The sequence below is a fragment of the Aurantimicrobium sp. MWH-Uga1 genome (assembly GCF_003325955.1).
GTDB lineage: Bacteria > Actinomycetota > Actinomycetes > Actinomycetales > Microbacteriaceae > Aurantimicrobium.
This window is the reverse complement of sequence record NZ_CP030929.1, coordinates 317352-332764: the sequence shown is the minus strand read 5'-3', so window position 1 is coordinate 332764 and position 15413 is coordinate 317352. Positions and strand designations below refer to the sequence as shown.

General features: G+C 54.8%; 13 protein-coding genes and 1 tRNA gene. 2 read left to right on the top strand and 12 right to left on the bottom strand.

The window, feature by feature from the left end:
• Positions 1–40: 40 nt before the first annotated feature.
• From AURUGA1_RS01710 to AURUGA1_RS01700, 3 genes are all read right to left on the bottom strand, one after another.
• On the bottom strand, positions 41–1018 hold the full coding sequence (locus AURUGA1_RS01710; RefSeq protein WP_114128598.1) for a ribose-phosphate diphosphokinase: 978 nt from the start codon (positions 1016–1018) through the stop codon (positions 41–43).
• Positions 1019–1058: 40 nt separating this feature from the next.
• Positions 1059–2480 (bottom strand): bifunctional UDP-N-acetylglucosamine diphosphorylase/glucosamine-1-phosphate N-acetyltransferase GlmU, encoded by a 1422-nt coding sequence (gene glmU / locus AURUGA1_RS01705; RefSeq protein WP_114128597.1) that lies wholly within the window; start codon positions 2478–2480, stop codon positions 1059–1061.
• Between the two features lie 26 nt (positions 2481–2506).
• Positions 2507–2577: transfer RNA gene (locus tag AURUGA1_RS01700), tRNA-Gln, on the bottom strand.
• A 66-nt stretch (positions 2578–2643) separates the two neighbouring features.
• Here AURUGA1_RS01700 and AURUGA1_RS01695 point away from each other — a divergent pair.
• On the top strand, positions 2644–3156 hold the full coding sequence (locus AURUGA1_RS01695) for a MarR family winged helix-turn-helix transcriptional regulator (protein WP_114128596.1): 513 nt from the start codon (positions 2644–2646) through the stop codon (positions 3154–3156).
• Here the strand turns inward: AURUGA1_RS01695 and AURUGA1_RS01690 are convergent, their stop codons facing one another.
• The 9 genes from AURUGA1_RS01690 to rsmI form a co-directional block, all read right to left on the bottom strand.
• Complete coding sequence (locus AURUGA1_RS01690; protein WP_114128595.1) at positions 3157–4947, bottom strand: ABC-F family ATP-binding cassette domain-containing protein; 1791 nt, start codon at positions 4945–4947, stop codon at positions 3157–3159. It abuts the gene before it with no gap.
• The gene (locus AURUGA1_RS01685) at positions 4947–5885 is read right to left on the bottom strand and encodes a 4-(cytidine 5'-diphospho)-2-C-methyl-D-erythritol kinase (protein WP_114128594.1); all 939 of its coding nucleotides are present in this window, start codon (positions 5883–5885) and stop codon (positions 4947–4949) included. Before AURUGA1_RS01685 ends, AURUGA1_RS01690 begins: the two co-directional genes overlap by 1 nt.
• Positions 5886–5894: 9 nt before the next feature.
• Positions 5895–6731 (bottom strand): 16S rRNA (adenine(1518)-N(6)/adenine(1519)-N(6))-dimethyltransferase RsmA, encoded by an 837-nt coding sequence (gene rsmA, locus AURUGA1_RS01680; RefSeq protein ID WP_114128593.1) that lies wholly within the window; start codon positions 6729–6731, stop codon positions 5895–5897.
• Entirely contained in the window at positions 6728–7633 is a 906-nt protein-coding gene (locus AURUGA1_RS01675; RefSeq protein ID WP_114128592.1) for a TatD family hydrolase, read from the bottom strand. The genes rsmA and AURUGA1_RS01675 overlap by 4 nt, the downstream gene beginning before the upstream one ends.
• Before the next feature lie 15 nt (positions 7634–7648).
• Positions 7649–9229, bottom strand: a complete 1581-nt coding sequence (metG, locus tag AURUGA1_RS01670; RefSeq protein WP_114128591.1) for a methionine--tRNA ligase — start codon at positions 9227–9229, stop codon at positions 7649–7651.
• 49 nt (positions 9230–9278) lie between these two features.
• Positions 9279–10322, bottom strand: a complete 1044-nt coding sequence (locus AURUGA1_RS01665; protein WP_114128590.1) for an ABC transporter ATP-binding protein — start codon at positions 10320–10322, stop codon at positions 9279–9281.
• The gene (locus tag AURUGA1_RS01660) at positions 10319–11857 is read right to left on the bottom strand and encodes an iron ABC transporter permease (RefSeq protein ID WP_162784028.1); all 1539 of its coding nucleotides are present in this window, start codon (positions 11855–11857) and stop codon (positions 10319–10321) included. Before AURUGA1_RS01660 ends, AURUGA1_RS01665 begins: the two co-directional genes overlap by 4 nt.
• Positions 11858–12889 carry an iron ABC transporter substrate-binding protein gene (locus tag AURUGA1_RS01655; protein ID WP_114128588.1) on the bottom strand — a complete coding sequence of 344 codons (1032 nt, stop codon included), beginning with the start codon at positions 12887–12889 and terminating at the stop codon, positions 11858–11860.
• Between the two features lie 107 nt (positions 12890–12996).
• A complete protein-coding gene (gene rsmI / locus AURUGA1_RS01650) occupies positions 12997–13812 on the bottom strand; it encodes a 16S rRNA (cytidine(1402)-2'-O)-methyltransferase (RefSeq protein ID WP_114128587.1) in 816 nt (271 codons plus the stop codon).
• Between the two features lie 41 nt (positions 13813–13853).
• Here rsmI and AURUGA1_RS01645 point away from each other — a divergent pair, with 41 nt between their 5' ends.
• On the top strand, positions 13854–15380 hold the full coding sequence (locus AURUGA1_RS01645; RefSeq protein WP_114128586.1) for a dolichyl-phosphate-mannose--protein mannosyltransferase: 1527 nt from the start codon (positions 13854–13856) through the stop codon (positions 15378–15380).
• Positions 15381–15413 lie beyond the last annotated feature (33 nt).

The window sequence follows — 15413 nt, the reverse complement described above, 5'->3', positions numbered from 1 at the left end:
TTTCTGTGCAACAAACCTTATGTCACAGGTTGTGGAGAAATTAAGCAGCCCCATCAAACATTGAGGTAACCGAACCTTCTTCGAAGACTTCGTGGATTGCGCTTGCCAGCAGTGGCGCAATCGGCAGTATGGTGAGCTTGTCGAAGCGCTTCTCTTCTGGAACCGGAAGGGTGTCGGTGACGACAACCTCTGAGATGAATTCCGACTGCAGAATTTCACACGCAGGGTCAGAGAACACTGCGTGGGTAGCAGCAACAACCACTCCGATAGCACCGTTGGCAACCAATGCTTCAGCAGCTTTGACAATCGTGCGACCAGTGTCGATCATGTCATCGACCAGTAGACAGACACGTCCTTCAACTTCACCGACGATTTCGTGAACGGTCACCTGATTGTGGACTTTAGGGTCACGACGCTTGTGAATAATCGCCAGTGGCGCACCGAGTTTTTCGGACCAAATATCTGCCACACGAACACGGCCCATATCTGGGGAGACCACTGTGAGGGTTGCGGGGTCAAGTTGAGCACGGAAGTGCTCCAGAAGAACGGGCATAGCAAAGAGGTGGTCCACAGGGCCATCGAAGAATCCCTGAATCTGTGCTGCGTGGAGATCCACGCTCATGATGCGGTCAGCACCAGCAGTTTTGAATAGGTCAGCAATCAGACGTGCTGAGATGGGCTCGCGGCCGCGACCTTTCTTATCCTGTCGAGCGTAGGGGTAGAAGGGGGCAACCACTGTGATGCGCTTGGCGGAGGCACGTTTGAGCGCGTCCACCATAATCAAGGTCTCCATCACCCATTCGTTGATGGGGGCGGTGTGTGATTGAACTACGAAAACATCCGCGCCACGAACACTGTCGTCATAGCGAGCGTAGATTTCACCGTTAGCAAAGGTGCGCAGGTCCGTTCCCGAGACGTGAGTCTTGAGCTGGGAAGCAACCTCAGAAGCAAGCTGGGGGTGCGCTCGCCCACTCACCAGAACGAGCTTCTTCTTTGTCGGGACAGAAAGTTCGGACATTGAAGGCCTTTCGGGTGAGGTTTCTCTGGTGAGAGGGAACTTATTTGGCCTCGTCCGCAGCTTTCGCTGCGGCGGTGCCGGGACGGTTGGCTTGAACCCAGCCGTCCATATTGCGCTGTGGAGCAACATTGATGGCGAGAGCTCCGGCTGGGACATCCTTACGAATGACCGCACCAGCGCCACTGTATGCTCCATCGCCAATACTAATTGGCGCAACGAATGTGTTGTGAGAACCAGTTCTCACGTGGGAACCCACGGTGGTGTGACTCTTGGTCACGCCGTCATAGTTCGCGAAGATCGTGCCGGCACCGATGTTACTGCCTTCACCGATGGTGGCATCGCCAACATAAGACAGGTGGGGAACTTTGCTTCCCTTGCCAATGCGTGCGTTCTTGGTCTCCACGAAGGTGCCAATCTTGCCGTCAGCTTCGAGGTAGGTTCCTGGACGCAAATAAGAGAACGGGCCAACGGAAGCGCCGGCACCAATAACAGAGAGTGTGGCATCGGTGCGCTTGACCACAGCACCTTCCCCCACCTCAGTATCGAGAAGCGTGGTGTCTGGCCCAATTACCGCGCCAGTTTCGACAACCGTGGCGCCAAGGAGCTGGGTTCCTGGCTTGATTTCAACATCTGGAGCGAGCTGAACCTGGATATCAATCCACGTGGTTGCAGGATCAGTGATGGTCACACCGGCAAGCTGCCAACCGCGAACAATCAATCCGTTGAGTAGCCCTGCTGCGCGCGAGAGTTGCGCCCGGTCATTGATTCCTTCAACTTTCCAAGAATCCAAAATCTCGACAGCAGCCACCGTTGCACCTGCTTGACGTAGCAGACCAATCACATCCGTGATGTATTTCTCGCCCTGGGCGTTATCGAGGGTGAGGTTACTGAGCTGTGCACGAAGTTCAGGTGCGGAGAACACATAAATTCCCGCGTTGATTTCGTTGATGGCTAGTTCCTCTGCCGTGGCATCTTTGTGTTCAACGAGTTTTTCGAGGTTGCCGTCTGCCGAGCGAACAACGCGGCCATAACCTGTTGCATCTTCTAAAACTGTTGAGAGAATTGTGGCTGCTGCCTGAGCGTCGCGGTGCTGATTTATCAAACCTTGCAAGGTTTCAGCATCCAAGAGTGGAACATCACCGTTGACAACAAGTACATCACCAGCAAAACCAGAAGGCAGTGCCGCAACGGCAAGTTCAACAGCTCGACCAGTTCCAGGAATCTCATCCTGGTCAACAATGATGCTCTGCGGCAGATCAACCTCGATGACTTCAACTAAGCGATCACGTTCGTGGCGCACCACGGAAACAACGTGAGCAGCATCAAGCTGGCGAGCGGTTGCAAGAACATGGCTGACCACTGATACTCCACCCAGCTTGTGTAACAGCTTGGGAGTTGAGCTCTTCATTCGAGTTCCTTGGCCTGCCGCAAGAACTACGATTGCTAGCTGTGCGTCGGCCAAAGTTTCTCCAATGTTGTTATGGGGAGCTCCGCCACCAGGACTCGAACCTAGACCAACAGATCCAAAGACTGTTGTGCTGCCATTACACTATGGCGGAATTGTGAAATCCAGCACTGGATGTCACTAGTACAGTCTGCCAGATTCCAGAAGGGATAATGGTTTCATGGCCCCAGAGAATGATGAAGTCGACCGCATTGTGCGTTCGTGGAAGCGCGAACGCCCGGATCTCGACTTTTCTCCACTCGAAGTTCTCTCGCGTGTTGGGCGTTTAGCGAAGCTGTTGGACCGGGCCCGAAAGGATGCTTTCCACAAATCCAAGCTGGAATCCTGGGAGTTCGATGTACTTGCAGCACTGCGCCGTGAAGGCGCCCCCTATCAACTGAGCCCGAAGGCTTTGCTGAAACAAACCCTGGTTTCCAGTGGAACTATGACCAACCGCATCGACCGTTTAGTTGAAAACGGACTTGTTATCCGTCGCGAGGATCCCAACGATGGTCGTGGTGTCCTGGTGGAGATGACCGCAGCTGGACTCACCCGTGTTGATGCAGCAATCACGCGCCTGGTGGATGCTGAAGCTCTGCTACTAGCGTCACTTTCCCGCTCTGAACAACATCGCTTAGCCGAATCCCTGCGCAGACTGAGTATCGATGTTGTTGAGCAGGATTCAATCGATTAGTTAGTAGCCCAGTAGCTCACTGAGCTCGAGCCATCGCATTTCCAAATCTGCGATAGTGCCTTCACACTTACTAATTTCTTCCGCTAGTGCGCCCAAACCGACGTAATCGTTCGGGTCATGCTCCGCCATTTTGGCGTGGATTGCTTTCACATCCTCCTGCTGCTTGGCAATCTTGCGCTCGATGGACGCAAATTCTTTCTCCGCGTTGCGCAGCTGCGCACCACTGAGAGAACTGTGTGGCTTGGCAGCGACTGACGCCTGCGTGGGTACTGCTGCTGGCGCAGCCAGCTGTTTGGCGCGGATAGACAAGTATTGGTCAACGCCATTGGGTAAGTGGGTGAAGTGCCCCTCGAGAACCGCGTATTGGTTATCGGTAATGCGCTCGAGCAGATAGCGGTCGTGAGAAATCACGAGCAGAGTTCCTGGCCAGGTGTCCAGAAGGTCCTCCATCGCCACGAGCATGTCGGTATCGAGGTCATTGGTGGGCTCATCCAAAATCAACACGTTGGGCTCGTCCAGCAAAATCAACAACAGCTGCAGTCTGCGCTTTTGACCACCAGAGAGATCTCTCACCGGGGTTGCCAGCTGGGCAGAAGTGAAACCCAGACGCTCCAAAAGTTGCCCCGGAGTCATCTCCTTGCCCCCGACGGAATAGGTTGTTTTCTTTTCCGCAACCACCGCGCTCACACGCATGTCTTGAACTGCTGTGAGTTCATCCAGTTGCTGGGTGAGGGTGGCAATTTTGACGGTCTTTCCCTGCTTCACGCGTCCAGAGGTGGGCTGAACGTGACCGGAGACCACCCCCAAGAGCGTTGATTTGCCTGCGCCGTTGACACCGAGGATTCCGGTGCGCTCCCCCGGCGCAATACGCCACGTCACATCCTTCAACACCTTCTGTTCGCCAAAGCTCACGCTGACGTTCTCCAGATCAACCACGTCTTTACCCAGTCGTTGCATAGCCATGGAGGCCAAAGTGACCTTGTCACGAACGGGTGGCTCATCGGCGATAAGGGCGTTAGCTGCCTCGATACGGAACTTGGGCTTGGCTGTGCGAGCAGGAGCACCGCGACGCAACCACGCCAGTTCCTTCTTCATCAGGTTTTGGCGTTTTGCTTCACTGACGGCGGCCATACGATCGCGTTCGACTCTTTGCAACACATACGCTGCATAGCCACCTTCAAAGGGCTCCAAAATACGGTCGTGAACTTCCCAGGTAGCGGTGGAGACTTCATCTAAGAACCAGCGGTCGTGAGTGACGACAACAAGACCACCTTGTCCTGCAGGCCAGCGTTTCTTGAGGTGACTAGCAAGCCACGCGATACCTTCCACATCCAAGTGGTTGGTGGGCTCATCGAGGAAAATGACATCCCAGTCGCCGGTGAGCAGCGCGGCCAGTGCAACGCGGCGACGCTGACCACCGGAGAGATCTCCGACTTTCGCATCCCAGGGAATATCGGCGACAAGCCCTGCCAGCACATCACGAACTTTGGCGTCGCCAGCCCATACGTGTTCTTCGATCCCGCCCACGATTGCTTCGCCGACGGTGAGGGAAGGGTCGACCTCGTCGGCTTGATCGAGCATGCCGAGGGTGATGCCCCCGCGGCGGGTGACACGGCCCTGATCTGGTTCAAGGCGTCCTGCCAAAATCTTCATCAGGGTGGATTTTCCATCACCATTGCGGCCGACGATGCCAATCCGGTCGCCATCGTTGATGCCGACCGTGACGCCCTCGAAGATAACGCGGGTGGGGAATTCCAGGTGGATGTTTTCTCCACCGAGAAGGTGCGCCATTAGTCGTTCACGAGTCTGGCACCGTGAACTGGACCAGTAACTCGAACAACCTTGTGACCGGCAGAACTCAAGGTAACATGCAGATCAATCGCTGATTCAACGTCTTGCGCGAGGAAAGCCAGTGTGGGGCCAGAACCGGAAACAATACCGGCGAGGGCCCCATTACTTTCACCCAGTTCGAGAATGTCAACGAGTGCTGGTTGGAGGTGCAGTGCAGGTGCTTGCAGATCATTACTGAGGGAGTCTGCCAACATGACGGGATCTCCTGCACGCAGCGCCTGCAGAACGTGGGTGTCCACTGTGGGAGATTGCGGTGCGGGTTTGATGTCTGCAACGTGACGTTCACGGTGCGCATCAAGCTCGCCATAGACGGCAGGAGTGCTCAGCCCATATTCAGCCAAGACAAGAACCCACTCAAAATGTTCGTGACTGGTCAGTACGGGACTAAGCCGATCGCCGCGACCAGTACCAATGGCGGTGCCACCCATCAACGCAAAGGGAACATCTGCTCCCAGCTGCGCAGCAAGTTCTAGGAGTGCATCCTTACCCAGGTTGGTTCCCCACAGTGCGTCACAGGCGACGAGTGATCCGGCAGCATCTGCTGAGCCTCCACCCATACCGCCGGCAATGGGAACGTTCTTCTGGATTTCGAGGCGAACCCCGCCACGATATTTCGCAGTGCGGGCGAGCAGCTGGGCTGCTTTGATGGCCAGGTTGGATGCATCTAGGGGGATGCCACTGAGATCAAAGTCGCCGGTGAAGCTGACGGAGAAATCATCAGCATGATAAGCACGAATGTCTTCGTAGAGTGAAACAGCCTGGTAGGTGGTCGCTACATCGTGGTAGCCATCTTCCATCACTGCGCCAACGGCGAGTGAGACATTGATCTTGCCGGGGGCTCGGACGTGAACCATCTCTCGGACGCCAGTGTCGGTCATAAATCCAACCTAACTGGCGCGGGCGATAGATACGAATTCAGCGATGCCCAACTGCTCTCCGCGCAAAGTGGGTTCGATGCCAGAGCGTTCAAGAAGTTCAATTGCTGCAGCACTGGAACCACATAATTCTGCCAAAGCTTGGCGAAGCATTTTCCGACGCTGGCCAAAGGCGGCATCAATAATGTCGAATGTGCGGCGACGAAGAGCCTCGTCTCCGGGCTCTTCGACATCGCGTTCAAAACCGACCAACACAGAATCCACATTGGGTACGGGCCAAAAAACTTGCCTGCTCACAGTCCCAGCAATACGCCATGACCCATACCAGGCAGCTTTAGCGCTGGGTCCGCCATACACCTTGGAGCCTGGCTCAGCAGCCAGACGGTGACCAACCTCTGCCTGCACCATGACAACACCAGAGCGAATACTTGGGAAGTGCTCTAAAAAGTGCAGAAGGACGGGAACGGAGACGTTGTATGGGAGATTTGCTACAAGGCGTGTGGGCTCGTTGGGCAATTCCATGATCTTCATGGCGTCTTCATGAATGACCGTCAGGTGAGCATCCGGTGCCATCTGGGAAAAGGTTTCCGGCAGCTGCGTTGCAAGACGACCATCAATCTCGACAGCAACGAGGGAGGCACCTGCTTCCACGATGCCTAAGCTGAGTGAGCCGAGGCCTGGACCGATCTCCACCACCGAGTCCCCAGCTTCCACGTGAGCAACTTTGACAATCTTGCGCACCGTATTGGCGTCGATGACAAAGTTTTGTCCCAGCTTCTTGGTCGGGGTGACATCAAGCAGCTCAGCTAGGTCACGTATCTCGGCGGGGCCGAGGAGTTTCACACTCATTCAACAAGCCCGTCTTGCCACGAGCCGTAAACCGTTTCCGTGTTAAACGCGATCTGTGCACACAGATCCCCTAAGTCCACCTCAAGCACCTCTGCCATTGCTCGCACCGTGTGTGGGGTCAAATAGGGCGCGTTGGGACGGCCGCGAAACGGGGTTGGCGTGAGGAAGGGTGCATCCGTTTCCACCAACACGAGCTCAGGTGGAATGACTTTAAGCGCCTCGCGGAGTTCGTCATTCTTTTTGAACGTAATGGTTCCTGAGAAGGAGAGATACCACCCGTTATCTGCGGCAATCTGTGCCATGGCGGCATCTCCTGAAAAACAGTGAAATACGGTTTTCTCTGGTGCTCCTACCCGCAACAAAGTTTCAATCACGTCATCGTGCGCATCACGATCGTGAATCTGCATGGCAATGTTGTGCTTTTTCGCAATCTCGATGTGTGCTTCAAACGAGCGGTGTTGGGCAGCAAGTCCCTCCGGTCCTGTACGGAAGAAGTCAAGCCCCGTCTCTCCCACCGCGCGCGTGCGAGGCCAGGCAGCTAACTCATCGATGACCGCGAGCGCGTCATCAAGAGTTCCTGCTTGTTCATAGTTGGGGGCTTCGTTGGGATGGATAGCTACTGCTGCCAACATGCGTGGTTCAGCTGCAGCAACAGAAGCAGACCATTTCGAGGTTTCGACATCCCCGCCCACTTGTATGACGCCGACGATGCCAACCTCTGCTGCCCGTTCGAGATGTTCACGGTAATCAATGGGCTGATCTCCATCGGAAATCTCGAGGTGCGTGTGATTGTCATAGACCGCCACCGGAAGTGGTTCTGGCAGTGGTGGGTAGGACAAATCACGCTTCTGTCCGTGCTCCGAGGTGGTGTCCCGGTGGCGGATATATGCCGATTCGGTCATACGTTGTCCTGAGGATTACTCAGCAGCCGACTCAATGCGGGGGAAGAGTGCTTCCAGAGTTCCGACGGTTGTTCCCCCAGGAATCTGGTTCCAGCTTCCAGCCTCACGAATAGGCTGTGCAGTCAGTGCACCGAGGCTACCTTCAACACCAAGAGCGTTCCACAGTTTCTGGGTTGTCTGAGGCATAAAGGGAGAAAGCAGGACAGCAAGTGCCCGCAAACCTTCAGTCGCAGTGTTGAGCACCGTGGCTAAACGTTCTGCCTGAGCAGGATCTTTGGCAAGAGCCCATGGCTCCTGTTCGGTGATGTAACCGTTGAGGGCATCAACGATAGACCAGATCGCGGCCACGGCTTCGTGAATGGCAAGTCGCTCAATTGCAGCGTCTGCTTCTGCAACAGAAGCAGCGACAACATCCACGATGGCTTTATCCGAAGGTGTGAGCTCACCTGCTGCAGGAACAACACCATCAAAGTAGCGCGTGACCATAGCTAGTGTGCGTGAGGCGAGGTTACCGAAACCATTTGCCAGCTCTGCTTGGTAACGAGCAGAGAGGTCTTCCCAGCTGAAGGAGCCATCCTGACCAAAGCTGATGGCACTCATGAAGTAGTAGCGGAACGCATCAGAACCAAAAGTGTCAGTGATGTCGTTGGGTGCAATACCGGTGAGTTTGGACTTAGACATCTTTTCGCCACCAACAAGCAGCCAACCGTGTCCATAAACCTGGTGCGGTACTTCGACACCGGCAGCCATCAACATTGCTGGCCAGATCACTGCGTGGAAGCGCAGGATGTCCTTACCCACGATGTGAGTTGCCGGCCACAGCGACGCCAGTTTCTCTTCGTCATAGCCATAGCCAGCTGCCGTGATGTAGTTCAGCAGGGCATCGAACCATACGTACACAACATGGGATTCATCCCAGGGAAGCTTGATTCCCCAGTCGAAGCTCGAGCGTGAAATGGAAAGGTCGTTCAGACCCTGCTTCACAAACTGCACAACCTCGTTGCGCGCAGACTCTGGCTGCACAAAGTTGGGGTTTGCTTCATACATGTCGAGCAAAGGCTGAGTGAAATCACTCATGCGGAAGAAGTAGTTTTTCTCGTGCAGGTTTTCTACCGGCTTGGAGTGAATAGCACAGACCTTCTCACCCGCGAATTCACCGGTGCCCTCTACGAGGTCTGAATCCTGCTTGTATTCTTCACATCCAACACAGTAAGAACCTTCGTATTCACCGGTGTAGATAAACCCAGCGTCATACAGATGCTGAAGGAACTTCTTGACGTTATCTTCGTGGCGAGCATCGGTGGTGCGAATGAAGTCATCGTTGGAAATGTCGATGGTGTCCAACAGAGGCTTCCAGGCAGACTCCACTAAACGGTCGACCCATTCCTGCGGCGTTGCCCCGTTAGCGGTTGCGGTCCGCAAGATCTTTTCACCGTGCTCGTCAGTACCGGTGAGCATCCAGGTACGGTCTCCAGCCTGGCGGTGCCAGCGTGCGAGCACGTCAGCAGCAACCTCGGTGTAGGCGTGACCAATGTGGGGCACGTCGTTCACGTAGAAGATAGGCGTGGTTACATAAAAGCTTTTGCCGGCAGACATAGCTTCTATTCTATTTTGCTCAGCTCAACCCTCGAACCACGCACAATCCCTAGGAGGCAGGGTATGCCAATACCGGCCCTTCCAGTGCCACACCGACCTGATCACCCCGAGAGCGTATCTCCTGAGGTGCAACACGAACATCGAGCCTGTCCATACCTCTGTGCAGAGTTAAGAGGGCGTCATGACCGCAATATTCAATCGCGGTGACTTTCCAGTCCCCCGACTCGGTGATACGTAAAGACTCGGGTCGAATCAACACATCAAGAGTCACTCTCTCCGAAGGTTCACCGCTCCAGGTGAACGGTGTTGTTCCCAGAATTGTCTCCACGACATCACCGCGCCGGGTACCCACAAGGTGGTTTGCTTCACCAAGGAATTCGGCTACCCATTTGCTTGCAGGAGTGTTGTAGACCACTGAAGGTGCTCCCACTTGCTCAATACGTCCCTGGTTGAGCAGAGCAACTGTGTCTGCAATAGAAAGAGCCTCTGTTTGGTCATGAGTGACCAACAGTGCCGTTGTCGAACTTGCTTTGAGGATGGCTTTGACTTCAGCGCGGAGGTCAGATCGCAAGACAGGGTCGAGCCCGGCAAAAGGCTCATCCATCAACACCAGTTGTGGTTGAGCAGCCAGTGCCCTAGCTAGAGCAACGCGTTGGGCTTGTCCGCCAGAGAGCTCGCTGGGCATTCTGTTGCGCAGCGAAGTGAGGTTGATGAGTTCCAACAGTTCGTCCACACGTTCTGATTGGGCCTGCTTTTTCACTCCCCGAGGAGATTTAGCCAAGGAGAACGCAATGTTTTCTGCCACCGTCAGCATGGGAAAAAGTGCCGCGTCTTGGGGAACCCAGCCGATGTTGCGCTTTTCTGGAACCAGATGAATTCCGTGCATGGTGAGAATGCTGCGTCCTAGACGAATTGTTCCGCTTTGAGCCCGTTCGAGCCCCAGGATTGTTCGAAGCAGGGTGGTCTTTCCACAACCGCTGGGGCCTGCTATCGCAACAAAGTCGCCCTGCTGTGCTGCAAGGTTGATATCAAAAAGAACGTGAGTGTGCCCATACGAAACGTTGAGGTCTGTGATGTCTAGAAAAGCTCTCATGACTTCACCTCCGGGGTCGTTTCTGAACGCACTAACAAGAGTGTAGGGATTGCCGCAATGATGACAAGCATTAGCGCATAGGGCGCTGCCGCGCCATAGGAGGCAACATCTGTCTTCGCCCACAACTCAGTTGCCAAGGTGTTCATTCCAGTTGGACGCAGCATCAAGGTGGCTGGAAGTTCTTTCATCGCGGTGACTCCAATCAGTAGCCAGGCCACGAGAAAGCTCGTGCGGGTCAACGGTAAATACACCGAGACCAATCGCTGTCTCGTGGAATACCCCAGGGAAGATGACACATCGGACAGGGACGTTGGTATAGCTCGCACAGATTGGCGAATAGTTCCCACAGCTTTAGGCATGAACAGCAAGCCGTAGGCACAGGCCAACAAGAACGCCGTCTGGTACAGCACCGGAACCGTAGACAACGCAAAGAAGACCAGAGCAAGTCCAACTACGATTCCAGGTAATCCCAGCGGGAGATAGCCCAGTGATTCGATAGTGCTCACTATTTTCGAGCGATATCTTCCCGCCAAAATCCCTATCGGCACTGCCAACAACAGACCGATGGTGGCGCCGCCAAAACTCAACACAACCGTGTTGAGGGTGGCCGATGCGAGATTGTCCCAGCGGACTTCCCCGAGCGCGTTGACATCAAACATGCGCACCACCATGACCCCAATAGGAATAACGGCACCAACCACGGGAGCAATCAACAAAACCATTCCAAGCCAGATGTTCTTGCCGGTTAACGGGTGCAGCCGTGAGCGGCCACGAGTAGAAGTTTTTGCAGTGAAAAGCCTTCCGCGGGCACGGCGTTCAAAAAACACTGTGACGAGTGCCAGGGCAACAAGAATCATGCTCAGGAGCGCTGCCAAGTTACGGTCATAGCTGGCACCATACGCTTGCTGGATTGCTGTGGTGAGGACGGGAAAACGAAACAGTGCCACACCACCAAAATCAGCAATGGTGTAGAGAAAGACCAGCAATCCCCCGGCCAGCGTTGCTCCGCGAATTTGATGCCAGGTGCCTGGTAGCAGTGCTTTCCAGCCCGGAGCTCCCAGAGTTCTGGAGAGATCATCAAAATCTGTCGTTCCTGCGCGCAGTGCAGCTGTGACGGGGAGAGTGACATAGGGAGTTGTCACCGCAACGAGGACAAGCCACGAGCCCCAAAAACCCTGTGTGGTGGGAAACGCGGCCAGCAAACCGTAGGCCGCCAGATAGCTGGGCACTGCCAACGGGATGGTGGCCATCACCAGCCACCATCGGCGCCCGGGGAGATTAACGCGGGCAAGGAAATAGGCACTGACCAAGCCAAGAACAATCGCTGTGGCTGTTACGGCAATACCCAAGGACAGTGTGTTCCACAGCAATAAAGACATTCGTGGCCTACTCAGTAGCTCCACAACACTTTCCCAACCACCGCCAAACGCACGCTGCGACAGATAGATCAAGGGAACCAAGGTCGTTAACGACGCGAGAGCGCCCGCCACTGTTAACCACAGTGGCGGGCGGGCGACGTTAACGAGAGTGCTCACCTACAACAGCCCATACTTTGCCAATAGCGCTTGGGTTTCGGCCAGTGACGCTAGATCGGCCAAATCAAGTTGGGTATTCGCGAGTTCTTCGAGCACAGGCAGACCTTCTGGGGAAGCGACCCCTGGCACCAGCGGATATTCAAATGTTGTCGTAGCGAAATACTCCTGTGCTGATTCACTGACGAGGTATTTCACAAATGCAAGAGCATCAGCATCCGTTGCCGAATTCTTGAGAATCCCCGCCCCGGTCACATTCACAATTCCACCAGGGTCGCCGGGAAGGAACTTAATCTGGACTCTCATGTTCTCTTGGCCTAGCTCTGCTGCGCGCTCGTACCAGTAGTAATGGTTGATGAGGGCAAGATCGAGCTGGCCTGCGTTAACCAGATCCAGGGTTGCTCCGTTCTTCTCAGTCAAAACAGGTGCGTTCTTGGCCATATCGGCAACCCATTGCTCGGCGACTTTTTCACCTTCAAGAACACGAAGTGCAGTGACAAAAGATTGGAAGCTTGCGTTCCCCGGCGGGAAACCGACAAGTCCAGACCACTGTGGTCCAGTGAGTTCTAGCACTGAGTTAGGAATTTCTGCTTCAGTGTATTTTTCACTGTCGTAGGCAATGACGCGTGCACGCCCCGTCACACCAACCCAGGTGTCATCGGTGGAGGTGAATTCCGCAGGGACTGCATCGGTGATGTCCGCGGGGAGGGTCGCCAGCAGCCCTGCATCAGAGAGCGCACCGAGAGCGCCTGCATCCTGGGAGAGGAATACATTCGCAGGAGTTCTTTCTCCCTCTTCCAACAGCAATGCTGAAAGTTCTGGCGTGGAGCCATAGCGAACATCAACATCGATTCCGGTTTCTTCGGTGAATTTCTCGATCAGAGGAGCGATTAGTGCTTCATCTCGTCCGGCATAAACAACGACGGTGCCATCGGCAGTGGCAGCAGGTTCTGTGGCACATGCCGATAAGCCAACTACCAGAGCGAGTGCTGTACCGGCAGCAAGAAGTGAGGATTTTAGAGAAGAGATGTTCATAAGGACTTTCAGGGGGAAACGCAGGATACTCGCGAAAAGTATTAGGTAAGGCTTACCTAACTAAATCTAGGTTAGGGTAGCCTAACCTTATCTGCAAGTGATTTATTTCACCTACTAGAAAGGGCAGCTTGATAGAGCTCCCGCTTAGATAAGCCCGTTTCTTCTGCAACTTGCGTCGTGGCCTCTTTCAAGCGCATACCGGCAGCAACAAGAACGTGAACCTGAGCTAATCCCTCCTCCACTGTGAGAGTTGCCGCGGTGGCGCCCCCAACTACGAGAACAATCTCGCCGCGGACGCCTACGGCGGCCCAGTCGGCGAGTTCAGCCAGGGTCCCCCGCTTCACCTCTTCATACATTTTGGTGAGTTCTCGACAGACAGCCGCCGGTCGATCTGCGCCTAACTCATCACGTGCATCCGCAAGAGATTCAGCAATGCGGTTGGGAGAGTCGAAGAAAACCATCGTGCGCGATTCGCGAGCAAGTTCGCGAAAGGCAGACTTCCGCTCACCTTGTTTTCGTGGAAGAAAACCTTCAAAGGTAAAACGGTCGGTGGGAAGCCCCGCCACGGCGAGCGCAGTAATGACTGCGCTGGGCCCGGGAATAACTGTGATCTGAATTCCTGCTGCTGCCGCTGCTTCAACAAGATGAAAGCCGGGATCACTGACGGTGGGCATTCCTGCATCGGAGAGCACGAGGACATCGTTTTCACGGGCAAGCTCGATGATCTCTGGGCTCTTGGAGGTTTCGTTGTGATCGTGCAGAGCAATGAGCTTAGGGCGATTCTCAATCCTTAACGCACTCAATAGCTTGGAAGTGGTGCGAGTATCTTCACTGGCAATAACGGTTGCTTCGCTGAGGGCCTCGATGAGCCGACTCGAGGCATCACCGAGATTGCCAATAGGGGTCGCCGCCAGAATGATCACCGTCCCAGTCTGGCAGGGTCGAGTGTCGGTAGGCTAAACGGGTGAAAAGGGCGTGGGCGAAAACAGGCCACTGGGCGGGACCTTTAGGGATACTTCTGGTGGCTGCAGGACTACGTCTGTGGAATCTGGGCAATCCTCACTCTCTCGTATTTGACGAAACCTTCTACGTGAAAGATGCGTGGACGCTGTGGAATAACGGTTACGAATCCACGTGGGGAGAGAACCCTGACCCGCAATTCAATGCGGGGGTCACCGATGGATTCACGAACGACCCGTCCTATGTGGTTCACCCACCTCTAGGTAAATGGCTGATTGCGTTGGGTATGGCCGCCTTGGGGCCTGCGAACGCTTTCGGCTGGCGTGTGGGTGTGGCGGTTGCCGGCATCCTCATTGTTCTTCTGGTGATGCTGATTGCGCAGAAGCTTTTCCACTCAACTGTGCTGACCATGGTTGCCGGAGGTCTGATGGCCATTGATGGCCACGCCATCGTGTTATCTCGGGTGAGCCTGTTAGATAACTTTGCGGCGTTGTTCACCCTGACAGGATTTTTCTTTGTCGTGCTGGATCGAAGGCAAAACCTCCCCCAGCTCATGGCATGGATGTCCCGACGAAAAGCCCAAGCAGAAAACGGAGAAGGTCCTACGTGGGGGCCAACACTGTGGAACAGGCCCTACCTGATCCTTGCTGGTCTTGCTTTTGGTTTGGCCTGTGGTGTGAAGTGGTCTGGGCTCTATTTCTTGGCTGCTTTTGCCGTGTACGTCGTTGTGATGGATGCACTGGATCGGCGTCGGGCTGGTTTGCATTTTTGGCTCTCTGCTGCCGCACTCAAACAAGCGCCTGCAACGTTTATCCTGATGGTTCCCATCGCTGCTGTGACCTATCTTGCAACGTGGACGGGATGGATTCTCACCACCGGCGGGTACTACCGCGACCTCGTCACGACCAACCCCGGACTGCGCTGGAGTGGCCCTTTGGCATGGGCGCCAGATTGGTTCCAGAGTTTGTGGGCGTATCACGTCTCTGCCTACCAATTCCACGTAGGCCTCGTCACTCCCCACTCCTACCAAGCCAATCCGTTGACGTGGCTGCTCATGATTCGCCCCACCAGCATGTACTACCAAGGCGCAAGCTTGGGTGAAAACGGGTGTGACTTCGACTCCTGCTCATCTGTCATCACCGCAATCGCCAACCCACTCATTTGGTGGGGTGGTGCAGCTGCCGTGGGCTACCTGGTGTACCGCTTCGTGCGCTACCGCGAATGGAAGGTCGGCATCATCCTGATGGGTATGGTTGCCGGGTACGTGCCCTGGTTGATGTATCTCAACCGCACCGTCTTTCAGTTCTACGGCATTATCTTTGAGCCCTACATGATTCTGGCCATCACTTTTGTCGTGGGACTGATTCTGAGCACGAAAGATGAGTACAGGCGTTCGACTGGTATTGCCATCTTGACCGTGCTCGGGATACTTGCCGTCCTACTGAGCATTTTCTTTTATCCTCTGTGGACAGGAATGCAAATTCCCTACTGGTATTGGCAGATCCACATGTGGCTGCCCAGCTGGATTTAACCTGTCCCACCTACCGGACACGTTACTCAGACA